Annotated in this window: 22 protein-coding genes; 12 read left to right on the forward strand and 10 right to left on the reverse strand. The window is 64.3% G+C overall.

Annotated features, from left to right (window positions below):
• Nucleotides 1-51 precede the first annotated feature (51 nt).
• From ACR30Z_RS12530 to ACR30Z_RS12540, 3 genes are read right to left on the reverse strand one after another with little or no spacing between them, the layout of a single operon-like run.
• Nucleotides 52-456 (reverse strand): RidA family protein, encoded by a 405-nt coding sequence (locus ACR30Z_RS12530; RefSeq protein WP_144648792.1) that lies wholly within the window; start codon nt 454-456, stop codon nt 52-54.
• A complete protein-coding gene (locus ACR30Z_RS12535; RefSeq protein WP_434372843.1) occupies nt 453-1,214 on the reverse strand; it encodes an IclR family transcriptional regulator in 762 nt (253 codons plus the stop codon). Before ACR30Z_RS12535 ends, ACR30Z_RS12530 begins: the two co-directional genes overlap by 4 nt.
• Nucleotides 1,215-1,218: 4 nt before the next feature.
• Nucleotides 1,219-2,226: a sugar kinase gene (locus ACR30Z_RS12540; protein ID WP_144648790.1), complete on the reverse strand. Its 1,008-nt coding sequence runs from the start codon at nt 2,224-2,226 to the stop codon at nt 1,219-1,221.
• A gap of 178 nt (nt 2,227-2,404) precedes the next feature.
• Between ACR30Z_RS12540 and ACR30Z_RS12545 the strand changes: the two genes are divergently transcribed.
• From ACR30Z_RS12545 to ACR30Z_RS12560, 4 genes are read left to right on the forward strand one after another with little or no spacing between them, the layout of a single operon-like run.
• Nucleotides 2,405-3,730, forward strand: a complete 1,326-nt coding sequence (locus tag ACR30Z_RS12545; protein WP_434372845.1) for an alanine racemase — start codon at nt 2,405-2,407, stop codon at nt 3,728-3,730.
• A gap of 10 nt (nt 3,731-3,740) precedes the next feature.
• Nucleotides 3,741-5,384: an N-acyl-D-amino-acid deacylase family protein gene (locus ACR30Z_RS12550; RefSeq protein ID WP_434372846.1), complete on the forward strand. Its 1,644-nt coding sequence runs from the start codon at nt 3,741-3,743 to the stop codon at nt 5,382-5,384.
• Nucleotides 5,381-6,016, forward strand: coding sequence for a bifunctional 4-hydroxy-2-oxoglutarate aldolase/2-dehydro-3-deoxy-phosphogluconate aldolase (locus tag ACR30Z_RS12555; protein ID WP_434372848.1), 636 nt, complete (start codon nt 5,381-5,383; stop codon nt 6,014-6,016). Before ACR30Z_RS12550 ends, ACR30Z_RS12555 begins: the two co-directional genes overlap by 4 nt.
• Nucleotides 6,017-6,038: 22 nt before the next feature.
• A complete protein-coding gene (locus ACR30Z_RS12560; RefSeq protein WP_014923241.1) occupies nt 6,039-7,430 on the forward strand; it encodes a GntP family permease in 1,392 nt (463 codons plus the stop codon).
• Nucleotides 7,431-7,630: 200 nt separating this feature from the next.
• Here ACR30Z_RS12560 and ACR30Z_RS12565 read toward each other — a convergent pair whose 3' ends face one another.
• From ACR30Z_RS12565 to ACR30Z_RS12575, 3 genes are read right to left on the reverse strand one after another with little or no spacing between them, the layout of a single operon-like run.
• On the reverse strand, nt 7,631-8,137 hold the full coding sequence (locus ACR30Z_RS12565) for a universal stress protein (protein WP_434372850.1): 507 nt from the start codon (nt 8,135-8,137) through the stop codon (nt 7,631-7,633).
• Between the two features lie 53 nt (nt 8,138-8,190).
• Nucleotides 8,191-8,535: a CU044_2847 family protein gene (locus ACR30Z_RS12570; RefSeq protein ID WP_434372851.1), complete on the reverse strand. Its 345-nt coding sequence runs from the start codon at nt 8,533-8,535 to the stop codon at nt 8,191-8,193.
• Complete coding sequence (locus tag ACR30Z_RS12575) at nt 8,532-11,111, reverse strand: CHAT domain-containing protein (protein WP_434372852.1); 2,580 nt, start codon at nt 11,109-11,111, stop codon at nt 8,532-8,534. Before ACR30Z_RS12575 ends, ACR30Z_RS12570 begins: the two co-directional genes overlap by 4 nt.
• Before the next feature lie 167 nt (nt 11,112-11,278).
• Here ACR30Z_RS12575 and ACR30Z_RS12580 point away from each other — a divergent pair, with 167 nt between their 5' ends.
• Together ACR30Z_RS12580 and ACR30Z_RS12585 are read left to right on the forward strand one after the other, a co-directional pair.
• Nucleotides 11,279-11,479 carry a hypothetical protein gene (locus ACR30Z_RS12580; protein WP_434372853.1) on the forward strand — a complete coding sequence of 67 codons (201 nt, stop codon included), beginning with the start codon at nt 11,279-11,281 and terminating at the stop codon, nt 11,477-11,479.
• Between the two features lie 41 nt (nt 11,480-11,520).
• Nucleotides 11,521-12,285, forward strand: coding sequence for a hypothetical protein (locus ACR30Z_RS12585; RefSeq protein ID WP_434372855.1), 765 nt, complete (start codon nt 11,521-11,523; stop codon nt 12,283-12,285).
• A gap of 4 nt (nt 12,286-12,289) precedes the next feature.
• Here ACR30Z_RS12585 and ACR30Z_RS12590 read toward each other — a convergent pair whose 3' ends face one another.
• The gene (locus ACR30Z_RS12590) at nt 12,290-13,495 is read right to left on the reverse strand and encodes a GGDEF domain-containing protein (protein WP_434372857.1); all 1,206 of its coding nucleotides are present in this window, start codon (nt 13,493-13,495) and stop codon (nt 12,290-12,292) included.
• 205 nt (nt 13,496-13,700) lie between these two features.
• Nucleotides 13,701-14,522, reverse strand: coding sequence for an MBL fold metallo-hydrolase (locus ACR30Z_RS12595; protein WP_434372859.1), 822 nt, complete (start codon nt 14,520-14,522; stop codon nt 13,701-13,703).
• 111 nt (nt 14,523-14,633) lie between these two features.
• On the opposite strand from ACR30Z_RS12595, the gene ACR30Z_RS12600 reads away from it, so the two are divergent.
• Together ACR30Z_RS12600 and ACR30Z_RS12605 are read left to right on the forward strand one after the other, a co-directional pair.
• Nucleotides 14,634-15,788, forward strand: coding sequence for a WD40/YVTN/BNR-like repeat-containing protein (locus ACR30Z_RS12600; protein WP_434372861.1), 1,155 nt, complete (start codon nt 14,634-14,636; stop codon nt 15,786-15,788).
• 7 nt (nt 15,789-15,795) lie between these two features.
• Nucleotides 15,796-16,083: a MoaD/ThiS family protein gene (locus ACR30Z_RS12605; RefSeq protein ID WP_434372862.1), complete on the forward strand. Its 288-nt coding sequence runs from the start codon at nt 15,796-15,798 to the stop codon at nt 16,081-16,083.
• Nucleotides 16,084-16,109: 26 nt separating this feature from the next.
• On the opposite strand, the gene ACR30Z_RS12610 is transcribed toward ACR30Z_RS12605, so the two are convergent.
• Entirely contained in the window at nt 16,110-16,346 is a 237-nt protein-coding gene (locus ACR30Z_RS12610) for a hypothetical protein (RefSeq protein WP_144648776.1), read from the reverse strand.
• 226 nt (nt 16,347-16,572) lie between these two features.
• Between ACR30Z_RS12610 and ACR30Z_RS12615 the strand changes: the two genes are divergently transcribed.
• A complete protein-coding gene (locus tag ACR30Z_RS12615) occupies nt 16,573-19,287 on the forward strand; it encodes an FG-GAP-like repeat-containing protein (RefSeq protein WP_434372864.1) in 2,715 nt (904 codons plus the stop codon).
• 76 nt (nt 19,288-19,363) lie between these two features.
• Here the strand turns inward: ACR30Z_RS12615 and ACR30Z_RS12620 are convergent, their stop codons facing one another.
• Nucleotides 19,364-20,686: an MFS transporter gene (locus ACR30Z_RS12620; RefSeq protein WP_144648774.1), complete on the reverse strand. Its 1,323-nt coding sequence runs from the start codon at nt 20,684-20,686 to the stop codon at nt 19,364-19,366.
• A gap of 203 nt (nt 20,687-20,889) precedes the next feature.
• On the opposite strand from ACR30Z_RS12620, the gene ACR30Z_RS12625 reads away from it, so the two are divergent.
• The 3 genes from ACR30Z_RS12625 (at nt 20,890) to ACR30Z_RS12635 (ending at nt 24,651) form a co-directional block, all read left to right on the forward strand.
• Nucleotides 20,890-21,660 (forward strand): IclR family transcriptional regulator, encoded by a 771-nt coding sequence (locus ACR30Z_RS12625; RefSeq protein ID WP_144648773.1) that lies wholly within the window; start codon nt 20,890-20,892, stop codon nt 21,658-21,660.
• Nucleotides 21,661-21,865: 205 nt separating this feature from the next.
• A complete protein-coding gene (locus tag ACR30Z_RS12630) occupies nt 21,866-22,780 on the forward strand; it encodes a shikimate dehydrogenase (protein ID WP_434372867.1) in 915 nt (304 codons plus the stop codon).
• Nucleotides 22,780-24,651 carry a bifunctional sugar phosphate isomerase/epimerase/4-hydroxyphenylpyruvate dioxygenase family protein gene (locus ACR30Z_RS12635; protein ID WP_434372868.1) on the forward strand — a complete coding sequence of 624 codons (1,872 nt, stop codon included), beginning with the start codon at nt 22,780-22,782 and terminating at the stop codon, nt 24,649-24,651. The genes ACR30Z_RS12630 and ACR30Z_RS12635 overlap by 1 nt, the downstream gene beginning before the upstream one ends.
• Nucleotides 24,652-24,698 lie beyond the last annotated feature (47 nt).

The following is a 24,698-nucleotide window of genomic DNA, read 5'->3' on the forward strand; positions in this document are numbered from 1 at the left end:
GGATGTGAGAGAGGGTCCCTCGAAAACGGTAGGGATGTGAGAGAGGGTCCCTTAGGCGGTGACAGCCAGGGCGTCGATCTCCACCAGCATGACCTCGTGCGGCAGGTCCACGAACACGGTGGTGCGGCTGGGCAGCTGGCCGCTGGGGACGTTCTCGCGGATGAACTCGCCGTAGACCTCGTTCATGGCGGCGAAGTCGTCGCGGGTGGTGAGGTAGACGCGGAACATGAGGACGTCTTCAACGGAGGATCCGCCGGCTTCCAGGATGGCCTTCACGTTTTCCAGCGTGCGGCGGGTCTGGACGCGGACGTCGCCCTCGCCGATGTACTGGTTGGTGGCGGGGTCCATGGGGCCCTGACCGGAAACCTGGAACATGCCGCCCTTCTTGATGCCCTGGGAGAAAACGTGCGCCGGGGCGGGGGCATTGTCGGTCAGTACTACGGTCTTTTCACTCATGCTGAGTTCCTTTCGTGGCTGATCCAGCCGAGGTCGTTGGAGATGGCCTCGGTGCTGGCTTTGAGGTCGGGCAGCAGCTCAAGCAAGCCTTCATAGCTGAGCATCACTACCGGTACCGAACAAGAGGCTGCGGCAACAACGGCGCCGCTGGCGTCGCGGATGGGGGCCGCGATGCAGTGCACGAAGGCTTCGTGCTCAGCGTTGTCATGGGCCCAGCCCTGCTCCTTGACCTGCTCGAGTTCGGCCAACAGGGCCCCCGGCGAGGTCAAGGTGTTCTCGGTAACTTTGACGTAGTCCAGCCCCGCGGCGATCTTTTGCTGCCGGCTTCGCGGCATGTCGGCGAGGAGGACTTTGGACACAGCGGCCGAGTGCAGCGATGCAGTCAGGCCGATGCGCGAGTACATGCGGACGGGGTGGTGGGACTCGAACTTGTCGATGTACACCACCTCATTCCCTTCGAAGGCGGCGAGGTGAACCGTGTGCCCGGTGCGGCCGTTGAGCTCGGCCAGGTGCGGGTGGGCCACCTTACGGATGTCGCGTTGTTCCAGTGCCAGCGAGGACAGTTCGAACAGCTTGGAACCGAGCATGAACCGCTGCTCTTCGTCCCGCACCACAAACCGCTTTTCTTCCATGGCGTGCAGGAGCCGCATCACCGTGGTCTTGTGCACGGCGGCCTTAGAGGCGAGTTCGTCCAGGGTTGCTGGTTTTGCGGCGAGCTCGCCGAGCAGGTCGATGGCTCGCATGAGGCTCTGGCTCACGGTGTCACGCTCCGGTTCTTGTGTTGAATTGTCCGTCTTCAACATGGATAGCAGCCCAGGCGGCATCCGAAGAATCGAGGATGGCGGCGAGCTCGGCGGCGTCGGGCAGGGGGCCGCGGTCGCCGTGGACGGTCAGGGTGCACGCAGCAGCAACGTGGCCGCGGCGCAGGCTCTCCTTCTGGCCCAGCCCGAACAGCATGCCGCTGAGGTAGCCGGCGGCGAACGAGTCACCGGCGCCAACAGGCTCGACGACGGCGACCGACAGGGCGGGAACCTCTTCCCGGGTGCCGCTCCGGTCCAAGGAGATGGCGCTGATGGCCTCGTTCTTGATGACCAGGACCTCCGGGTCGGGCATCAGGCGGCGGAGTTCTGCTTCGTCGGTGGTGCCGAAGGCGTGTTCGGCTTCGTCTTTCCCAACAAGCACGACGTCGGCCAGGTTCGCCAGGCGCTGCAGGACGGAACGGTCTTGGCCTGCCCACAAGGCTTCGCGCCAGTTGACGTCAAAGCTGATGGTGCGGCCGTTGCGGGGCGCGGTGAGGATTGCTTCCAACAGGGAAAGGCATTCGGGGGAGAGAGCTGCGGTGATCCCGCTCAGGTGGATGAGCGCAGCGTTCTCAAGCAGCGTGGAAACGGCAGGATTGGAGAGCGTGTCGCGTCCCATGGCCGATGCCGCGGAGCCTTGCCGGTAGTACAAAACCGAGCTGCCGCCGTCGGGGTCTGAGTCCTGGGCGGGGACTTTCACGTAGAGGCCGGTGGGCAGGGCGTGGTCGATCTCGACGCCGGCTACTCCTACGCCGTGATCGCGGAGGTCGTGGAGGATTCGGGTGCCGAAGCCGTCGTTGCCCACCCGGCTGATCCAGTGTGTGTCCAGGCCCATGGCGGCCAAGCCCATGGCGACGTTGGATTCCGCGCCGCCGATCCCGAAGTGGAGTTCGGTTGCCAGGTGCAGGGGGACGGCGTGGACAGGGGTAAGCATGGCCATGGTTTCGCCCACGCATACAGCTGAAAGCATCGTTCTCCCACTAGTTCGTGCGCTTCTCAGCGGCCTTGACTCTCGATCCGCCACCATGTTAGACATATCACCAGCAGGTTTGCAACCAGCGTTGCAAAATACGCAACGCAAGCAATCTCACTCCACCAACCCCACAACGCAGCTTCAAAAACGCAGCACCGCGAAGGGAACCAAACGCGTGAACACTTCCGAAGCCATCTCGGCAGCCGCCGTGGCAGGCCTGGCTGAACGCCGTCTCGACTGGCGCCACAAAGCCGTGCCCGCCGCCGAGAACGGGGCCACCCACGCGGACTTCCTGGCCGCCAAGCACACGCTGTCCGACTTCCAGACGCCGCTGCTCACCCTCGACGCCGCTGCGCTTCAAGCCAACGCCGATCGCCTGGCGGAGTGGTGTGCGGACCACGGCGTCCTGCTTGCGCCGCACGGCAAGACCACGATGGCGCCCCAGCTCTGGACCGAACAGCTCAACCGGGGTGCTTGGGGTATCACGCTGGCCAATTTTGCGCAGCTGCGGGTGGCTCGCGAGTTCGGCGTCCGGAACCTGCAGCTCGCCAACAGCCTCACGGATCCGCAGGCCATCCAATGGGTCGCCGAGCAGCCCGCGGACGCCACCATCCTTTCCTGGGTCGACTCCCTGGGAACCGTGGACGTCATCAACCGGACCCTCGCCGGCACCGACACCGAACTGGACGTCCTGGTGGAACTCGGCGCCCATGGTGGCCGGACCGGCGCCCGCGGCGTTGACGCCGCCATGGACATTGCCCGCGCGATCTCGGCCTCGCCAAACCTGCGCTTGGTGGGCGTCAGTGGCTACGAGGGCTCGCTCGCGCACACAGCGGACGACGCCGGCCTGGCCGCCGTCCGTGGCTACCTCGCCCAGATGCGGCTCCTTCATGAGGAGCTACTCGCCGCGGACCTTTACGGTTCCGGCTCCGTGATCATCACAGCCGGTGGCAGCGCGTACTTCGACGACGTCGTCACGGTCCTCTCACCGTGCATCAGCACCACAGCAGAGGCGGCCCCAACTGTGTCTCATTCCTTGAAAGTGGACCTCATGATCCGCAGCGGCGCCTACATCATCCACGACGACGGCTTCTACCGCGGAATCTCGCCGTTCTCCCGCGTGGGCGATCAGCCGTTCACGGCCGGAATGCACGGCTGGGCGCGCGTCGTTTCGCAGACGGAACCCGGCCTGGCCATCCTCGATGCCGGCAAGCGCGACCTCCCGTTCGACGAAGGCCTGCCCGAGCCGCAGCTCATCGGCTCAACCCTCGGCGGAGCCATGGAGCCCCTGGTTGGAGCCGAAATCACCTCGGTCAATGACCAGCACAGCTTCATGACCTTCGACGCCGGCACCACCACCGTCAGGCCCGGCGACGTGATCCGGCTGGGCCTGTCCCACCCGTGCACAGCGTTCGACAAGTGGACCGTCATCCCCGTCCTCGCGGATTCCACGCCCGGCGGCGATCAGACCGTCGTCGACCTCATCCACACCTTCTTCTAGGACCCCTGCCATGAAGACCCTCATCAGCAACGCCACCTTGGTGGACGGAACCAGAGCGGACCGCCGCCCAGCGGACGTCCTGCTGGACGGTGCGGTGATTGCCGCCGTCGTCGACGCCGGAAGCCTCACCGCAGCGGACACGGGCGCAGAGCGTGTCATCGATGCTACCGGGCTGGTCCTGAGCCCCGGTTTCATCGACATGCACGCACACTCGGACCTGCAACTGTTGGTCAACCGGGACCACTACGCCAAGCTCAGCCAAGGCGTCACCACGGAATTGCTGGGCCAGGACGGCCTCTCCTACGCGCCGGTTGATGACACAACCCTCGCCGGTGTACGGGAGAAAATCGCTGGTTGGAACGACAATCCGGCTGATTTCGACTGGAACTGGCGGACCGTGGGCGAGTATCTCGACCGCCTGGACAGGGTTGAAGACGGCGGCCGCATCGCCACCAACGCCGCCTACCTGGTACCTCAAGGAACCGTCCGGGCCATGGTGATGGGCTTCGCCGAGGGAGACCCCACGCCGGAGCAACAACAGCAGATGCAGGACGTCATCCGCACGGCGATGGAAGAGGGAGCCGTGGGAATGTCTTCGGGCCTGACCTATACGCCGGGTATGTACGCGCAGACCGAGGAACTGGCCGGGCTCCTCCGCGCGGTGGGTGAACTGGGTGGCTTCTACGCACCCCACCACCGTTCCTACGGCAAAGGCGCCTTGGGAGCCTACGGGGAGATGATCGGACTCAGCCGCGACACCGGCTGCGCCCTGCACCTGTCCCACGCCACCATGAACTTCGCGGAGAACAAGGGCCGTGCCGGGGAACTCCTGGAGCTGATCGACCAAGCCTTGGACCAGGGTGTGGACATCACCCTGGACACGTATCCGTACCTCCCGGGGGCCACGACACTCAGTGCCATTCTCCCGAGCTGGGCCTCATCCGGCGGCACCGAGGCCACCTTGGCCCGGCTGGCCGACCCCGGAACAAGAGCCAGAATCCGTGAAGCCGTGGAGGTCTACGGCTCCGACGGCTGCCACGGCGTCGTTGCCGAGTGGGACACCCTGGAGATCAGCGGAGTGCAGAACCCGGCGCTCGCAGGCTACGTGGGCAAGACCGTCCGGGACATCGCGGCCGAAGCCCGGCAGGATCCGTTCGACGTGTTCGCGCTCATCCTCACGGAAGACCGCCTCGGCACCGGCATCCTGCAACACGTCGGTCACGAGGAAAACGTCCAGGCCATCATGAAGCACCGCACCCACACCGGCGGCAGCGACGGACTCCTGGTCGGCGCCAAACCACACCCCCGCGCCTGGGGTACGTTCCCGCGCTACCTCGGCCACTACTCCCGCGACCTCGGCCTGCTCAGCCTCGAGGAAACAGTCCACCACCTTAGTGGCCGCCCCGCCGCACGACTCAAGCTCCACAAGAGGGGACTGGTCCGCGAAGGCTACGCAGCCGACGTCGTGCTCTTCGACCCGGAGACCATCCGAGACGAAGCCACTTTTGAGAACCCCCGCCAAGCCGCCAGCGGCATCCAGTACGTCTTCGTCAACGGCACCGCAGCGATCGACGGCGGCCAGCCCACCGGCGCCCGCGCCGGCCGTGCCCTGCGCCGACACAGTGACGGCCTCACCCGAGAAGGACAACAATGACCCCCGAACAATTCCTCCAGCAGCTCGAAGCGGACCGCACCCTGGCCGTGGTCCGCGCGCCGTCCATCACCGATGCCGCGGATCTCTGCCGGGCACTGGCCGACGGCGGCATCCGCAGCGTCGAGCTCACGTTCACCACGCCGGATGTGCTCAAGCACGTCAAGCGCGCGGCGGAGACGGCGGCGGACCACGGTGCCGCCGTCGGAATCGGCACGGTGATGACCGGCGACCAAGCCCGCGCAGCGATCGACGCCGGGGCGCAGTTCCTGGTGACGCCCGGCCTCAGGCCGGAGGTCGCCGCCGTCGCCGTGGCTGCGGGAATCCCGTTCAGCCTCGGCGCCATGACCCCCACCGAGGTGGCCCAAGCCCTGGACCTGGGTTCGGCCGCCGTCAAGATTTTCCCCGCCCGGCAGCTCGGTCCGGCGTACCTGAAGGACCTGCAGGGCCCGTACCCGGGCATCCGCTTGCTGCCTTCGGGGGGCATCGACGCCTCCAACGCCAAGAGCTACCTCGACGCCGGTGCTGCCGCAGTCTGCTGCGGCACCAGCGTAGTCCCGCCCGCAGCCGTCGCTGCAGGTGACTGGGCAGACATCGCGGCACGTGCCGCAGCCTTCACCGGCACCCTCAAGTAGGACTTACCCAGAAAGACTCGTCATGACTGAATTCCTTGAATGGCTGCGGCACGACACCGCCGGCCTGCTCCTCCTGGCAGGTGCCGGCATCGCCCTGCTGCTATTCCTGATCATTAAGGTCAAGCTCGAACCGTTCATCGCCTTGGTGGGAACCGGTGTGATCGTGGCCCTGGTGGGTGGGATCTCCGTGGAAGCCCTGGTGGGCTCGGCGACCAAGAGCAGCGACGCCCTCATTGAGAAGGGCTTCGCAGGCATCCTTGGCCACATCACGGTGATCATCGGCCTTGGTACCGTTCTTGGCGCCATCCTGGAACGCTCCGGTGGTGCTGAGGTGCTGCTCGGACGGCTCGTGAAGATCTTCGGTGAAAAGGGCACCCCGCTCGCCATGGGCATCACCGGCTTTGTGCTGGGTATTCCGGTGTTCTTCGATATCGGCATCTTTGTCCTGGCGCCATTGGTCTATGTTGCCGCGATCCGTGGCGGCAAGTCCCTGGCACTGTACGCACTGCCGCTGCTGGCAGGCCTCTCCGTGACGCACGCCTTCCTTCCGCCGCACCCCGGTCCCGTTGCTGCGGCCGGCCTGTTCGGCGTGGACCTCGGCTGGATCATCCTCATGGGCCTCATCTGCGGTATCCCGGCCTGGTTCGCTTCCGGCATCTTGTGGGGCACGTGGATCGGCAAGCGTGTGATGGTTTCCGTGCCGGAGGACCGCATTGTTCCCGAGGCCGAGGAAGCCAAGGGCCACGAACCGTCCATCGGCCTGGTGCTCCTGGCCATCGGCCTTCCCATGATCCTGATCCTCGGCGGCACCTTCGGCAACATCTTCGCTCCCGCAGGCACGTTCCGTGACGTCCTCCAGTTCTTCGGCAACCCGGCCATCGCGCTGACCGTCGCCGTGCTCCTGGCCATGTGGCTCCTGGGTATCCGGCGCGGCATGACTTCCGCCGAGCTCAGCGAAATCACGGGTTCCTCGTTGCGTCCGGTGGGCATGATCCTGCTGGTTGTCGGTGCCGGCGCCTTCTTCGGAGCAGTCCTCTCGGCCACCGGTGTGGGCAAAGCCGTGGCGGATTCACTGTCCCAAGCCGGCCTGCCGATCATCCTGTCCGCGTTCGTGATCAGCGCCGGCATGCGCATCGCGCAGGGCTCGGCCACGGTTGCGATCGTGACCACTGGCGGCATTCTCGCGCCGAGCCTGGCCTCGGGATACTCGCAACCCCAGCTCGCGCTGATCGTGGTGGCCATTTCCTCGGGCTCCATCATCGCCAGCCACGTCAACGATGGCGGATTCTGGATCATTTCCAAGTACTTCAATATGTCCGTCAAGGACACCTTGAAGACCTGGACCGTGCTGGAAACCGTGCTGTCCATTGTGGGCTTCGGAATGGCGGCCCTGCTGTACACGTTCGTCAGGTGACCCTGCGGCACCCAACCCGGGTGCCGGCGTCGTGACTTGGTGAGCCTGAAACCGGCACTTAAAACAAAGAGCTCCGGAGTGCGTTATTGGGGGATACGCACTCCGGAGCGGTCTTTGAGCAGGGGCTTTCGCCGTCCTGCAGTAATTACTCTACGTCGCGTGAGACCCCATTGCCACCACCTCGAATAAGTACTTTCGCTTTAGTTTTTATGTGCCGCTTCAGGCCTCTTTTTCTGGGGGACGATCAGCACTGGGCGGCGCTGGTGATGGCTGAGCCACGCCGCCACCGAACCGTTCAAGGCCTCGGAAATCCGATGGCCCAAACCAGGCTCGGGAGTACCCACAATGATCATGGAAGTATTGATATCGGAGGCCAAGCGGCCCAGGGCACGGGCGGGATCGCCGGCCAACAACCGCAACGTCCAATCCGCCGTGCCGCCACCCATGGCGTCACCGATCACTTTGCCAAGACCGTCACGAACGGCGGCGACATCCTCGTCATCCTTCTCCGGGTGAAGGGACATCCGGTGTGTCTCGCGCGACGGGTCCCACTCCACCAGATAACTGGCCTCATCCACATAAGCGCACACCAAGGGCACGCCGAGCTGCTCGGCGAGAGTCCGGGCGGTCTGCAGCACTTCCAAATGCTGGTCCGGCAAGACGCCCACCACCAAGGGAATCCGTCCGCTGAAATTCTCCGCAGCCATACCCTTATTGTTGCGCCGCGGGGTGCCGTTGAACAGGCTGTCTCCCACCCAACCTAGGTGGGCGGAGATGGCTTGTTCCACGTGAGCCGCACCTTGAAGTTGGACGCCGTACTGGCCGAGGCAATAAACGCCCCTGCTTCCGCATGAAGGTCGATGCCGAACTCCACGCTGACCTCGTCCGGCCGGTTCTCCAGGCTCAGCAGCTCGTCGATCACGCCTTGAACCGCGGGACGGACATGCGCCAACGCCCGCTCGAAGGTCTGCTGGGCCCTCGCGAACACGCCCGAATGGTCGCCCGCGTGGTCGCCGCCCCTTGTCACCAGGCTCCCCGCTGCGCTCGCGACCTCCACAACCACCGTGCCGCCGTCGTCAGTGGTGAACTCAACCAACCTGCTCATGTTCCAGTCCTTTCTGCCGACCGTGGCCTCAGGCGGCGGGCGGCGACCAAGAGGCCGATACCGGCTGCGCACACCACCAAGAGCTGTATCAAGACGAAGTAGGCGTGCGTCCGATACCAGGATTCAAGGAACACCCCTTTGTCCTCGATCCAGACGAACGGAATGGTCACCGTGGGCCACAACAGCAACCATCCCAACGGTTGGGATTTCCGCGCTCGGATGGCCAGGATCCCAGCCCACAGCCCGAAGCCCGCGTGTACAAAGCTGGCCACGACGGCGGTCAGTTCCACGGTGTAATTGAGCCCCGACAGCCCGAAAACCGCCATGGACACCACCACGCCGGCCATCACCAGCCGTCCCAGCATGGTCCGATCCGGAAGTCCGGCAACCGCCAGCAGCAGGTAGCCAAAGGGCGCGACCAAGCCATAAACCACACGGAGGGAGCCATCTCCGCCGCTCTCGTACCAGTAGTTGTCGTCGAACCACAGGAAGTAGATCGCGAAGCAAGCCCCGAGTCCGCCCGCCAAGGCCAGGGCTGCACCGCCCCAGGCGAGCAGAACCCAAGCGAGCGGCATCGGCACGGGTTCAGGACGCGGCGCCGGGCCAGGACGAGGCGCCGGGCCAGGACGAGGCGCCGAGTCGAGGCGGGACGCCGAAACGCCAGCGTCCGACGCCGGGACACCAGCAAGCGGCGCTGCACGGGGTGGGGTTGTGGCTGGCTTCGCTGTTTGCCTGGCGCTCGCTGCGGCAGCGGCGCTCTCCGGCGGTTTCCGCGGTGGCGTTGGTGGAGTTGGCGGCGGGGATACGGCGGTATATGAACCATGTGCCTCAGCATCGACCTCAGGTGCTTCAGGCTTGGGCGGTTCCTTAGGCTTGGCTTTCTCGATCTCAACCCGCGCCGCAGTAGCGAGTCCATCGGGGTCGGCCGCAGCGGCATCCACTGACTCCAGTTCCGCAGACACATCCAACACCGCTTCCCAAGAGCCCAGGGACGAGTGGTAGCGCAGTTCGCCCTGCAGGTCGGAGATGCGTTGGCGGCGCTCGCAGTCCTGTTTCCGTGCCGCGGCCTCGGGGAACTCGGGATCGTCCTGGACCACGGCGAACCCGTCGGCGGCGGCCAGCCAGTCGCCCGCCTCTTCTGCTTCAAGCGCTTCGCGGTATGCGCGGGCCATGTCCAGGCGTCTGCGTGCAGTGTCCCTCAGCGCAGGTGCGTCCCGGTAGTCCGGTTCGAGGGTGAGGAGGTCGTCGAACAATTCAACAGCCTGCTCGAAGCGTCGGGCGCGCAACTCTGCGGACGCCTGCACGTAGAGTGCCCGGAGCTGGGCGCGCTTCATTGCTTGGTCGGCGTTGGCCTGGGCTTGCGTGGCTTGGGTGGGGGCCGCCTGACCCGTGGCAGCTGGAACCGGAGCCGGACCGCCCTGGAACGCCGCCGCCGTCGTGCCTTCAACAAAAGCCGGCGCGCGCGGCGTGCCTTTCAGGGTGAACAGCTGCGTGGAACCGCCACGGACATAGAGGGCCGGTGTGACCCATTCGAGCGTGCCGTCCGGGCTGGCCATCACCGAGATCCTGCCGACGCGGGCGGCCTCGTCCACTGTCCTGCCGTTGGCTATGGCGGCGTAGAAACCGTGGGCGAACGCGATGGCCGCGTAGTCGCTGATGGCGAACTGCATGGCGGCCACGGCACCAATTCCGCTGCGAACAAGGGCCGAGGCGGTGCCGGAGAAGAGATCCGATTGGCCCATTTCACCCGAGGAACACGAATTCAGCACCACCAGCCGTGGCCGTGGCGCGGCGACGCTGAGCAGCGCCATCAAGCGGACGGCGCGGACCATCGAGGCCCTGCCATCGGAGCCGACCAGCGCGATCCTGCCTTCGTCGGTCCGGGAGTCGTAGTCGCCGTGGCCTACAAAATGAACTACGTGCCAAGGACCCGCCAGCAGCATGGACTGCACGTCATCCCACGTCCCGCTCTTGGCCCAGACCAGCTCCACGCGGCCTTCCGCCACCGGCCCAGCGAGTGCCCTGCCCAAGTGTTCCTTTTCTGCGGCAACGTCCAAGGCAGGGAGGTCCCGGGGAGATGCAACAATTCCCAGGATGCGCAGCGGGGGAGCCACATCCAGGGGGTTCTGGTGGTAATCCGGCGCCGGGACGTGCCGAAGCAAGGGCTCGGTCTGGCAGAGGTACGTCTCAGTCTCCGGATCAAAGAGGGTTTCCCACGGCATGGTGGCAAGTTCGGGGGCCGCCAATCTCAGGACCACCCTGAGTTGTTGGCCGGCGTGCTGGGCGGCGCCCAAACTAGCCCGATACGTTCCGTAAACCTCGCGGGTGAACAGGGCCTGGAACAGTTCCTGGCCCACTTCGCGGACGGCCATCTCGGCCACGGGCATGGTCCGCCGGGCCGCGACGGCTGACGCCAGGACAGTGGCTTCGAGCTGCGGAAGCCGGTCCAGGATGCCATCCACATCCAAGGTGAACACTCCGGACGCGTGGCCTCCCGCCGGTGCACGGACCACGTGCACCGTGTATTCACCGCGTGCGGAGCCGGTATCTATTTCCAGCTCGATGTCACAGTCCATCGCGGATCCCTTTTGCGAAGGGTGGGCCGGCTCCAGAACAGAGGGCCGGATGCCCTTACGAATAGATTGGCCCTTCGCTTCGCGCCTTACAAGGGCCCAACGGGTGCTGGCTCTTGAAGACACCCCGGCCCCGGCCTACGGTTAATTCGACGAGAGGTGGTCCCGCGGTGGAAATCTACATGTGGTGGCTTGATCTGCACTTGGACAGCAAGGAATGGCTCCGCGAAAACCTGCGCGCAGAAGAACTTCCCTTGCAGGTTCTCCAACATATTGCCGAGGCCGGTGGACCCCATCCGGACAAGGTCAGTGGCGTCCTGACGTTGGAGGATTGGGACTTCATCGAGACGCAGTCGGAGTTCGTCGACTGACGCCGCCGGGGATTTCCCTGGGGCTGGCTTAGGCTTTGCGTGTGCCCACGGAATCCTTTGATGAACGCTTTACCGGTCCTACCCTCAACCAGGACCTCTGGGTGGACCACTATCTTCCCCAGTGGTCCGAGCCCGCCAGATCCCGGGCCCGCTACGACTTCACCACCGATGGTTTGCGCTTGCGCATCGACGCCGACCAGATGCCATGGCGCGACGCCGACGGATCGTTTCGCGTCAGCAACCTCCAGACCGGGACCTTCTCCGGGGCTGTCGGCACCACCCGTGGCACGCATCGTCACCGGCTCGACGGGCTTCTGGTGGAAACTCCGCAGGTCACTCGCCGGCTGTGGACGCCCTCGTCCGGTGAACTGGAGGTGGTAGTGAGCGCTTCTGCCGACTCGACCTGCATGCTGGCAATCTGGCTGGTGGGATTCGAGGAGTCCGGTCCGGAAGATTCCGGGGAGCTGTGCGTCGCCGAACTTTTCGGCGACAGGATCGGTCCCCTCAGCAGCACCGTTCGGGTGGGAATCAAAGCGCACCATGATCCTCGACTGACCGACGACGTCCGCGACATCGAGCTACCCATCGATGCCACGAAGCCGCACGCTTACGGTGTCCGGTGGTCCGGGGACGGAGTGGACTTCACGGTGGACGGACAAGTCATCATGAACAGCCCACAACAGCTGGCCTACGAACAGCAGCTCATGATCGACCTCTTTGAATTTCCAGCCACGGAACAGCGGGAACCAAGGAACTACCCGAAGACCGCGATGGTTCACTCAGTGGCGGGGACCAGCGCCAGCTGACCGGCTACGGAGTTGTGTGGTCCTCTGTCGAGTCTGCCTCTACCGGGTCCGCTCCCACCACCCTGTTCCTGCCTTGCGCCTTGGCACTGTACAGGGCGGCGTCTGCCACGTTAATCATGAAGGCCAGGTCCGGGGCATCCGGTCCGGTAGAGGTAACGCCGTAACTGACAGTGGGGAACGGGAGGCCATCCGGACCGCGCTTTGCCGAAAGGCGGCTGCTGATCTCCCAGGCAATGGATTCGGCCCGCTCCTGCGTGGCTCCCGGAAGGAAGAGAATGAACTCTTCACCGCCGTACCGACCCACAAGGTCTGTAGACCGGACCGAGGCGGTGCAGGCGTCGGCGAAGGCGCGGAGGGCGGCGTCACCGGCGGAGTGTCCGTGCTCATCATTGACTGCCTTGAAATTGTCCAGGTCGGCCAGGATCAGGGCCCCGCCCTGTTCGGGTGAGGCACGTACAAGGTGCCGGGCGGCCAGGTCCAGGAAAGCGCCCCTGTTGAGCAGGCCCGTCAGATGGTCGCGCTCGGCGCGTTCCCGGAGGCGGTTGATCAGCTGTTTGTTGCTGAGCGTGTTCATGGTGGAGGACACCGCCACCAGCAGGATCAGGTGCATCAGGGCCGCTGGTGCATAACCGAAATACGTTCGGAAGAATTCGCCCGCCGGACCTTCCAAGGCATACGCAATGGCCCTGCCCAAGTAATAGAAGGCGGTTATTCCGGCCATGATGGACAGGAATTTCGTGATTCTGGACCGCGTGGGATTCGCGAACCAGAGCTCTACCGCGGCCATCAAGATTCCGGCCATCGTCAGAATCAGGTAAACCAAACCACCTGACCAGACGTTGGACCCTGGGTCATCCACCACCGACGCCAAGCCAGCCATCAGTGGCGCCGGCAACAACTGCCACAGGCCTACTTTGTGGCTCCGGAGCGTGCGGGCTCCGGCCCACACGCTGAAGGCTCCGGCCACCACCAGTGCCTTTGCAATGGGGCTGGCCCATAGTTGGGCCGGCGTGCCGTTCAGCAGGAAGGCGGCGTTGCCTAGGAAGAAAAGGCACAGGGCAACCCGCCACCAATCAGCGTAAGGAGACCGTTGCCGTCGGGAGGAGACGCTGGTGAGGACTATCAGGATCAAAGTCACCAGACCGAGGACCATCCTCACGGCGAAGGGGTCAAGGACTATGGCTCCTTCTTGCATTGAGACTCCACTCATGTCGTCGTCCCGCTACCGGCCGACGACCGTGGAACCCTCATCCATGGTTCTCAATTCTTGTCATCCCCGTTATTCACTTAATCCCCCAGCATTGTTGCCGTGGCCGAATTTGGCCGCAAAGCCAACAGTCAAGCATGTTTTCTCCCTTTAGTGAACAGGGGACGAACAATTACATTCCGAGGACCAGCGCCCAGTGTACAAACTGCTATTCCGGTGCCCCGTTTTGCCCCTTTTGGGTCAGTTGCCGGCGTTGCCATTCATGAATGTCCGCGAGCCAATACAGCGGAGCGGATGGGCCCACCCTCGGGTCGCTGGTCACACCTCCGTCCCGCACGTCCTCCACATACGCGCGATCCTGTTCGATGCGTGCGGGCAGCTGACCTGCGCCGCCCACGGAACCATGGCCAGGGATGACAGCATCCACGTTGTTGACCACGCCTTCAAACAGCTGCAGTGCTGCGAGGTAGTCCCCGATCGGGTCGGCGGCCGCCAGGTCGAGGAACGGCATCAGGATGTCGGAAAGCATGTCACCGGCCACCAGGACGCGGCTCTCCTCGATCAATAGCGCCGCATGGCCAGGGGCGTGGGCTTGAAGCTCGATGATCCGGACAGTGGGCCCTGCCCAGGGAATCTCCGCAGCAGAGACGGGCAGGCCGGTGATGAGGCCCAGCAGGTCCATGGGGATCTCCCCGGCATACTCCGGCGGGAGTCCCTCAGCCACTTGGGCTTCCCAGTCCGCGCTGCCCAGCAGCTCACGCATGGCTGCCGCGCAGCGGGCCGTGCCGTAACGCGGTACGTCGCCGAAGCTTGCGTGCCAGAGAACGTGGTCCCAATCAGGATGAGTCGAGAACCCGGCGACCACGGACTGGCCCAACCCGCGAAGGTCATTTGCCAGGGATGTCATTTCACTGCTCGTGATGCCGGGGTCGATGAGCAAGACGCCGTCCCTGCCCTGCACAACAATTGAATTGCTCTGGATGAACTCGCTCTGGTGAACCAGAACGCCATCAGCGACTTCAGTAAGCATGAGGTACCTCCGCTTGTGGTGAGCAACCGCTTTTGTCGCGACGGTATTAGCTGGCACCCCTTTCCACAACCCACCAATAAACCGTTGCCACCCTTCCGCCCTGATGGTTCGATGGGGTTCATGGCTACCGCAGAGAGTTATGTCCTAGCGATCGGGACCAAGAAGGGCTTGTGGCTCGCAACCAGCCCAGACCGAAAAGAATGGTCCCTCTCCGGCCCGCACTTCCTGATGAGCGAGATACCCAGCATCGGGATAGACACGCGGGACGGCAAAACCAGGATTATGGTGGGCGTCCGTTCCGAGCACTGGGGTCCCACCGTGGCCCACTCCGATGACCTCGGCACCACCTGGACCGAGCCCGAGCAAGGCGCCATCAAGTTCCCGGATGGCACCGACGCTGCCCTGGAGCGCGTCTGGCAGATCCACCCCGACGCCGACTCCCGCCCTGGCGTTGTATGGGCTGGTTGCGAGCCGATTTCAGTGTGGAAATCAACCGACGGCGGCGAGCACTTCGAGCTGAACCGCGGACTCTGGGACCACCCCCACCGCAGTGAGTGGGGTGCTGGCTACGGTGGCGCGGCGGCGCACTCGATTGTGGTGGACCCGTCCGGTGAGAAGGTGCACGTCGCCATGAGCACGGGCGGCGTTTACAGATCGCTCGACGGCGGTACGTCCTGGGAGCCTCGCAATAAGGGAATCTCTGCCTACTTCATGCCCGATCCCAACCCCGAATTCGGCCAGTGCGTTCACAAGATCGCGGCGGATGCCGCCGTCGAGGGCCGTTTGTACGCGCAGAACCATCACGGTGTGTACCGCACGGACGATGACGGCGAGAACTGGGACTCCATCGCGGAGGGGCTGCCCGCCGACTTTGGGTTCGTCATGCTGACCCATCCCCGTCGAGAGGGCACGGCCTGGGTCATTCCGTTGAAGGCCGATGGCGAACGCATCCCCCCAGACAGCAAGCTCAGCGTGCACCGCACCGATGATGCCGGCAACTCGTGGACTGAACTCCATGCGGGCCTGCCGGACCACGAGTACAACGCCGTGCTTCGCGATGCCGCGGCCGTGGATACCGCCGAGCCCGTGGGCGTGTATTTCGGCACCCGGGGCGGGTCCGTGTACGCCAGCGCCGACGAGGGCGGCACCTTTACTGAAGTGGTATCGCACCTGCCGGACGTGCTGTGCGTCAGGGCCGCCGTCGTGGTTGGTCAGCAAAGCAGCGCCGCGCGTGCGGCACATGCCAGCGCTCCGGTACCCGGTTAGGCCCGTTGTGGCTGACTTTACGGTCCTGTTGCCTGGCGTCCTGCAGCCGCTCGTCGGCGGACAGTCCTATCTGACTGCGTCCGCCGACGGGGCTGTGACCGTTGGACAGTTGCTGGACTCGGTAACCGGGGATTATCCGGTGCTGGCCAGGCGTTTGCGTGATGAAACCGGGGCGCTGCGCCGCTACGTGAATATTTACGTGAACGGCGACGAGATCCGGCGTGGGAAAGGTCTTGAAACGGAGGTTGCGGCCGGCCAGGAGGTCTTGATTATCCAGTCCGTGGCCGGTGGCTGAGCGGGTGTTTGGGGTCGAGCCGGGGTTCAGGCGACGCGCCAAACGCTGCATTCGTCGGTATTGATGGCTTTCCTCATGCCCGAGACGTGGTCCATGATCCAGACGACGCCGATTCCCGGTGCCGTTTCCTGGACCCGTCCGCGGCGGATGACCACGTCATCGTAGGCGGGACCCACGGACAGGCGGGCTTCGATCTCGTCTCCGCGGTGGAGCTGGCTGATCGCTCGTATTCGTGTTGTGTGAGTTTTGGCTTCCTTCAGCATGGTGTCCTCCTGGCTGGAGCTGGTGCCTGCACTTGCCGGCTATTCCAGTGTGGCGGTGCATTGTTGCCACGGTATTTCGGCGTGGTTAGGGTCCGGTTAGCATTCCGGGATGGTTGCGTTTCCGCCTGCCCAGCCCTGCCTTCCGGGTACACTGCCGCGGCGGCTGTAGCCTGATCTCGGTTCTTGAGACTCACAGGAACCACAGGCTCCGTCCCCGGGAGATTTCATGGGTGTTTTGCGGCGATCAATCGCGCTGTCCACAGGCTTGGTGGTGCTTGCCACCGGCCTGTTTTTCGTACAGGCCCCTGCCACGGCCGTACCAGCACCGGGACCGGATAATCCGAATGTCCAGTTCGTGGAGGGAACGCCGCACTCGGAGCATACGTTCGACGCGCCTCCGACTGACGCGGCGCCGAAGGGACAGGCCGACGTCGAGTCCCTCCTCCGCGACGGCGCGGCGGCGGCCGGTCCGGGAGGGGACATCCGTGTCCGGCTGGTGACGGCAAAGCTTGCTGACAACGCCAACCCGGTGTCCATGGCGGAGGCCGAAAAGGCAGTGGTGGCAACCAGTAACTACTGGAAGGCGATGACGGCCAACAAGCTGTCCATGACCGTGAACAGCAAGGTAGCCGGACACCAGTCCAAAGCCAGGTCCACGGACAGCTACAGCACCATCATGTCCACCATCACCAGTGAGCTGAAGTGGGCAGCCACTCCGTACACGGCGCTGGTCATCTTTATCCCCACGGCCACGTTGTCCGGAAACGCTCTTGGCGCAGGCTACAGCAGCGGCAGTTACAGCGGACGCGTACTCATGCCGCAGATCAGCGCGTTCTCCAACAACGTCATGAGCCACGAATTCGGGCATGTCATTGGTTTGATGCACGCTGATGCGCTGCAGTGCGCCAGCGGTGCATCCGACGTGGGGGTCAACAGCAGCGGGCAGTTCACCGACCCGTCCTGCTACATCCGCGAGTACGGCGACACGACTGACATCATGGGCGCGGCCCAGTATGCCCAGCCGGTGGTCAGTTCCACGTTCTGGGATTACGCAGGCCTGGGCCGGGGAGACGAAATCCGCGATGTCGGGGTCGCCACGGGAGTGAAGAGCTACACGCTGAAGCCGTGGGGCGGGACCGAAGCCCAACGCGCCATCAAGTTCACCGACCCCGTCAGCCGCGAAGTCTATTACCTGGAACTTCGGCAGCCTGTGGGGGCTTACGACAGCTACCTTTCAGGCGGCAACAAGGGCGTCAAAATCGTCCAGCGCGGCGGCGCCACCATTGCCTCATCGCTCATCCTCATGCCCAGCACCACACCCTTCGCGGGTTGGTACAGCAAGAACCACGCCTGGCAGGCCGGAAGTACTTTCACCACCTACACGGGCACCAAAGTCACCATCAATGCGGTCAGTGAAACCTCTGCGACAATCACCATCAACGCCGATCCCAAACTGAAGACGCGGATCAGCTTCTCAGCCGGCGATTTCGATGGCGACAAACTGGCCGACATGATTTCCCGCGAAGCGGATGGCTCGTTGCTCCTGTTCCGAGGGCTTCCGGGCAACAGGCTCAAGGACTCCGTGCAGATCGGGTCGGGATGGGACATTTTCAACGCGGTGCTGGGCACGTCCGATTTCAACGGCGACGGCTTCCCGGACATCCTTGCCCGATCCAGCGACGGCGCCTTGTGGCTGTACCCGGGCAACGGCAAGGGCGGTTTCCTGCCCAGGGCCCAAGTAGGTGTGGGTTGGCAGGGCTTCACCCAACTGCTGGCTCCGGGCGACTTCAACGGTGATTCCCGAAGCGACGTAATGGCCGCCGACCCCGACGGCCGCCTCTGGCTGTATCCCGGGAACGGCGCGGGCGGGTTCCAAGCCCCACTCCAAGTGGGCCAAGGCTGGGACTCCTTCAACAACCTCGCCCCGGCAGGTTCCTTCGGCGGAGGGTCTGCCGGACTCCTGGCCCGCTCCACAGACGGCACCCTCTACGTCTACCCGGGCAACGGCAAGGGCGGCTTCCTGCCGCGTGCCGCCGTCGGGACAGGCTGGAACCTGGCCGGTGACATCATGGGCGGCCAGGACTTTACCGGCGACAGAATCGCTGATGTCCTTGCCAATGGTTCCCAGCTGAGCCTCTACCCGGGCGACGGTGCGGGCTTCGCCGACCGCTTGACGATCGGCACAGGCTGGAACCAGTTCAGCCAGGTCTGGGAAGCGGGAGATTTCGACGGCGATGCTGTCGCCGACATTTTGGCCCGCGGCACCGATGGTGCGTTGTGGCTATACCCGGGCAACGGTTCGGGCGGCTTCCTGCCGCGCGTCCAGGTCGGATCGGGATGGAACGTCTTCACGGCGGTCCTGAGCGCCGGCGATTTCGACGGCGATGGTCGCCCCGACCTCATTGCCAGGGCTTCCGATGGGCTGCTATGGCTGTACCCGACCGACGGCAAGGGGCAGTTCCTGGCCCGCAAGCAGATCGGAACGGGCTGGCAAGGATTCACCCAGGTGCTGGCTCCGGGCGACTTCTCGGGAGATGGCCGGGCTGACATCGTGGCACGGGCCGCTGATGGGGCCCTGTGGCTCTACCCGGGCAATGGTGCCGGTGGATTCCAGCCGTGGCGGCAGATCGGCACGGGCTGGAACATCTTCAACGCGGTCATGCAGGGTGGCGACTTCAACGGCGACGGTCGGGAAGACATCATGGCACGCGGGACGGACGGTGTTCTCTGGCTCTACCCCGGCAACGGAAACGGTGGTTTCCTGGCGCGTTCCTCCCTGGGTTCCGGCTGGAACATGTTCACGTCCTACGCGGCTCTCGGCAACGGCTTCACGGGAACGGGCGATCCATCGGTGGTGGGGGTGGCCGGAGACGGGACGTTGCTGATGTACTCCGGCACAGGGGCCGGAAAGTTCAAGCCCGTGGTGCTGAACCCGCGGTAGGTTGTTGGGCTCGGCAGGACGCAGAAATGCCCGGTATGTCAGGAGACATACCGGGCATTTCTGCGTCGCAGGGTTCCTACTTATGCAAGCCGAGCTCGGCGGTGGGAACCTTGGCTGATTCGCGGGCTGTCAGGGCCGAAACGGCTGCGATTGCGCAGATGACGGCGGTGAAGATGGAGATCTGGACCCATCCGCCGGGCTTGGTGCCACCCAGTGCGGTCACGATGGCCGGGGCGAAGCCTGCCATGAGGAAGCCGAGCTGCGTACCGATGGCCAGTCCGGAGAAGCGAACCTTGGTGCTGAACATTTCACCGTAGAAGGACGGCCAAACAGCGTTGGCGGCAGCGTACCCGCAGGAGAAGAACACGATGGAGACCAGGAACATCAGCGGGACATTGCCGGACTCGAGAGTCAGCAGGAAGACCGGGGTCATGATCGCGCTGGCTACGGCTCCGTAGATGAAGACGGGCTTCCGGCCGATCTTGTCCGCCAGCATGCCGAACAATGGCTGGGTTCCGAGGGCAACCACGTTGGCCGCAACCACCAGCCACAGGGTGATGGTGCTGTTGACGTGGGCAACGTCCTGGGCGTACTTGATGGCCAGGGTTCCAAACACCGTGCTCACTGCGGCGATGAAGGCGCAGCAGACAACGCGGAGAACGTCGCGCCAGTGCAGGCGCAGAAGATCGGCAACGGGGAGCTTGGAAATTTCATTGTTCTTCTTGGCTTCGGCGAATGCCGGCGGCTCGTGCAGGGTGCGGCGGATGAAGAATGCCACCAGTACTACTACGGCGCTCAGCCAGAACGGGATGCGCCAGCCGATGCCGTACTTGATCTCGTCCGGCAATGCCACGACGGGGATGAAGACGAGGGCTGCCAGGATCTGGCCACCTTGGGTACCGGTCAGGGTCCACGAGGTGAAGAACGAGCGGCGGTTGTCCGGGGCATGTTCCAGCGTCATGGAGGAAGCGCCGGCCTGCTCGCCGGCGGCCGAGAGGCCCTGGCAAAGACGGGCGAGTACCAGCAGGACGGGCGCCCACCAGCCGATGGTCTTGAAGTCGGGGAGGCATCCGATCACGAAGGTGGCGGCACCCATCAGGACGAGGGTGAACATGAGGACCTTTTGCCGTCCGATCCGGTCACCGAAGTGGCCCAGGATGACAGCGCCGACGGGGCGGGCCACGTAGGCGAAGCCGAAGGTCGCGAAGGACATGATGGCCGCGTTGGCGTCTGCGTCCGGGAAGAACACGTGGGGGAAAATCAGGGCGGCAGCCGAGCCGAAGATAAAGAAGTCGTAGTACTCGACGGCGCTGCCCAGGAAGCTGGCAAGCGCGGCTTTCTTGGGGGTTCCGGTGGTTGTTTCAGTGCCTGGCGTCGCTGACGGCATTGTTTGGCTCATGGGAGGTTCCTTCTGTGACGACGATGTCGCGGATCTAGCTTCTTAGGGAAGACCAGAGCGAGGTGCGGCCGGATCATCCCGAAAGTAACCACATGGTGAGAGCTACTTGTGCAATACAGCAATAGTGGCTGTGAGTGGGGTCACTTGTCAAGAGATGTCACCACCATCTAGAAATAGCTCTCACTATGTGAGAGCATCGAGTTATGAGTGTGAAAGAGGACACAAAGACCGACATGGTCGGCAAAGCCCTGAGCCTGCTGGTACTTCTGGGCAATGAACCGCGTGGTGCAAGCGCGGCGGATCTGGCCAGGAGTGCCAGCCTGCCGTTCAGCACCACCTATCGCCTGCTGGGTTCGCTCACGCGTGATGGCTTCGTCGACTACGAGCCGGATGGGCGCCGTTACCACTTGGGCTTGCGGGTGTTCCAACTCGGCCAACGGGTTTCGAATCACCACGGCTTTGCAGCGACAGCACTGCCTGTCCTCCAGCGGGTCACCGAGCGCACTAACGAGGCCACCATCCTGTCTGTCCGCGACGGCAACCATCACCTCACGGTCAACAAGGTGGACGGCCCCAAGACCTTCCGCGTCACCAGCGACCCCGGCCATCTGGGTGCGCTGCACACAACCTCCGTGGGCAAGGCGATCGTCGCTTTCGAGGACGAGATCGAGCGGAAGCGTCTCCTGGAGGAGCTCCCCCTGGATCCCCTGACCGAGCACTCCATCACTGACCGCGACAAGTTCCGCGAGGAGATCGAGCAGGTTCGTCGCCAGGGCTACGCCGTGATGGATGAAGAAAACGAGATCGGCATGCGCGCCGTGGCCGTGCCGGTCCTCAACTCCCAGGGCCATGCTTTCGCGTCACTGGCCACTGCGGTGCCGGTCTTCCGCCTCACCATGGAGGAACTCATCGCTCATGTGCCCACCCTGCAGGAAGCCGCGGCTGAACTCGCGGCCCGCCTGCCCCAGCGCTGATCCCAACTGACTGGCATTTGTGGTTGTTATCAGCGCTCAGAACAACCACAAATGTCAGCTAGTTGAGTGCGCGCCCCCAAGATGTTCGCGATAAGAACAAGCGTGCGGAATATGAACACTTGTAGTAACCTAAATAACACCCCGGGAAGCGGCGCCCCAGAAAGCGCCAAACGCCCGGCGGTGCTGAAGTCAAAGGAGCTTTAGGATGAGCAACCGAGCCGAGTCCGTTCTGGTGGGCCTCATAGGCGAAGGCGTCATGCCGTCGCTCACGCCGCCCATGCACGAACGCGAAGCCGATGTGCAGGGCCTTCGCTTGCTGTACCGCCCCATCGACCTGCTGGAACTCGCATTGCCGGCCGCCGCCGTCGGGGACCTCCTCACCGCAGCCCAGCGCCTGGGCTTCAACGGACTGAACATCACGCACCCGTGCAAGCAGCTGGTGCTGGAGCACCTCGATGAAATTTCCGACGACGCCCGTCGCCTGGGTGCCGTCAATACGGTCCTCATCCAAGACGGTCGCTTTATTGGGCACAACACAGACTTCTCCGGTTTTGGTGCCGCCCTCAGCACCGGACTTCCGAACGCGAAGCTGGACCGCGTGGTGCAGCTTGGTGCGGGCGGCGCCGGTTCCGCCGTGGCCTATGCGCTCCTCAAAGCCGGCGTCAGCACGTTGGACCTGGTGGACATGGATCCGGCCCGCGCGGCGGAACGTGCCGCTGAGCTGGGCGAACTCTTCCCCACAGCCGTCGTCACGCCCCGCACAACCGCAGAGCTGAGCGAGATCATGCCCCTCGCGGACGGCTTGGTGCACTGCACGCCGATCGGCATGGCCGCACACCCGGGCCTGCCCCTGGACATCGAACTCCTGGAACCACGCCACTGGGTAGCGGACATCGTCTACCGCCCCATCGATACACAGCTGGTCCGCGAAGCACGGGCCAAGGGCTGCAAAGTCCTCGACGGCGGCCGCATGGCAGTCGGTCAGGCGGCCGACGCCTTCCAGCTCATCACTGGTCGCGAAGCCGACCGCGACCGCATGCGGGCACATTTCCTGGAGCTGATCGCGGTAGAAGACGCCGCCGCCGCCCTGGCCCCTGAGCTGACGAAGGCAGGCCACTGATGCGCACCGGAATCGCCACGGTCTGCCTGTCCGGCACCCTGAAGGAGAAGATGCAGGCCTGCGCCATTGCGGGCTTCGACGGCATCGAGATCTTCGAGCAGGACCTCGTCACGTCCCCGCACAGCCCGGAGGAAGTCCGGACGATGGCCGCCGACCTCGGCTTGGGCCTCGATCTGTACCAGCCGTTCCGGGATTTCGACGGCGTCACCCCGGACCTGCTCAAAGCCAACCTTCGCCGGGCGGAGGCCAAGTTCAAGCTCATGTCCCGCTTGGGCATGGACACCATCCTGGTCTGCTCCAACGTGGCCACGGCAACCATCGACGACGACGAACTCCGCGCCTCCCAGCTGGCCGAACTCGCCGAGCTGGCCGGGGATCACGGCGTCAAGGTTGCCTATGAAGCCTTGGCCTGGGGCAAATACGTCAACGACTATGAGCATGCGTACCGCTCGGTGGAGATGGTGGACCATCCCAACCTTGGCACCTGCCTGGACTCGTTCCACATCCTCTCCCGCGACTGGGACACTGCGCCGATCGAGCAGATCAACGCGGAGAAGATCTTCTTCGTCCAGGTGGCCGACGCCCCCAAGCTCTCCATGGACGTGCTGTCCTGGAGCCGCCATTACCGAGTGTTCCCCGGCGAAGGGCAGTTCGAGCTCGCCAAGTTCATGGGCCACGTGGTCCGCGCCGGATACACGGGCCCGGTGTCCCTGGAAGTGTTCAACGACGTGTTCCGCCAGTCGGACGTTGAGCGCACGGCCGTGGATGCCATGCGTTCCCTGATCTGGCTGGAGGAGCAGAGCGCCAAGTGGCTCGCAAGTACCTCCAGCGAAACCGCAGCCGGCAACGGCAGCGCGTCCCGCCGTCGTTATCCCATGGAACTGGCCACGCTGCCCAAGGTGAACGAACCCGCCGGCTTCAACTTCGCCGAGGTCAAGGCCGACGACACCGCGCAGCTGGAGAAGCTCCTGGGCCAACTCGGCTTCGAATTCGAGGGCCGCCACCGCACCAAGGATGTCCAGCTCTGGACCATGGGCCAAGCTCGCGTGATCATCAACGAGCAAGCGGCCTCGCACTCGGAACCGGCTATCGCCGCTTTGGGGTTCGACGTCGATTCGCCAGTGATTGCCTCCGCTCGGGCCCAGCAACTCAAGGCGCCCGTGGTGGCCCGCAAGGTCCAAGCCGACGAAGAAGTCTTCCAAGGCATCTCCGCACCGGACTCCACCGAAATCTTCCTCTGCCAGGGAAGCCCGGACGGCACCGCCGCGTGGACCCACGAGTTCGGCGAGGGCTTGGAACACGTTTCCAGCGCGCAGAACGCTGTGATTGACCACGTGAACCTCGCGCAGCCGTGGCAGCACTTTGACGAAGCCGTCCTCTTCTACACCAGCGCTTTGGCCTTGGAACCGCAGCCGTTTGCCGAAGTTCCCAGCCCCAGTGGCCTGGTGCGCTCGCAGGTCATGGAGACCACGGATGGTGCTGTCAGGCTGGTGCTCAACCTGGCTCCGGCACAGCAAGCGCAAAGCGCCCGCAAAACGTACCAGGAACACATCGCCTTCGCCGTGGGCGACCTCGTGGCCACGGCTCGGTCCGCACGGGATCGCGGCCTCGAGTTCCTCCAGATTCCCGCAAATTACTACGAGGACCTGGACGCCCGGTTCGATCTCGAACCCGGCTTCCTGGCCACCCTCAAGGAACTCAACCTCCTGTATGACCGGGACGCCAACGGCGAATTCCTCCACTTCTACACCGCCACCGTGGGCAGTGTGTTCTTCGAAATGGTGGAGCGTCGAGGCAACTACGACGGTTACGGGGCGCCCAACGCTCCGGTGCGCCACGCCGTCCAATACGACTCGCTCCACCGGGCCTAGGCCCGCTGCCCATTAACCACAGAGAACCATCAACCGAAAGGAGCCGG

Origin of the sequence: Paenarthrobacter sp. FR1, assembly GCF_051106045.1 — a bacterium.
GTDB classification, from domain to species: domain Bacteria; phylum Actinomycetota; class Actinomycetes; order Actinomycetales; family Micrococcaceae; genus Arthrobacter; species Arthrobacter nitroguajacolicus_A.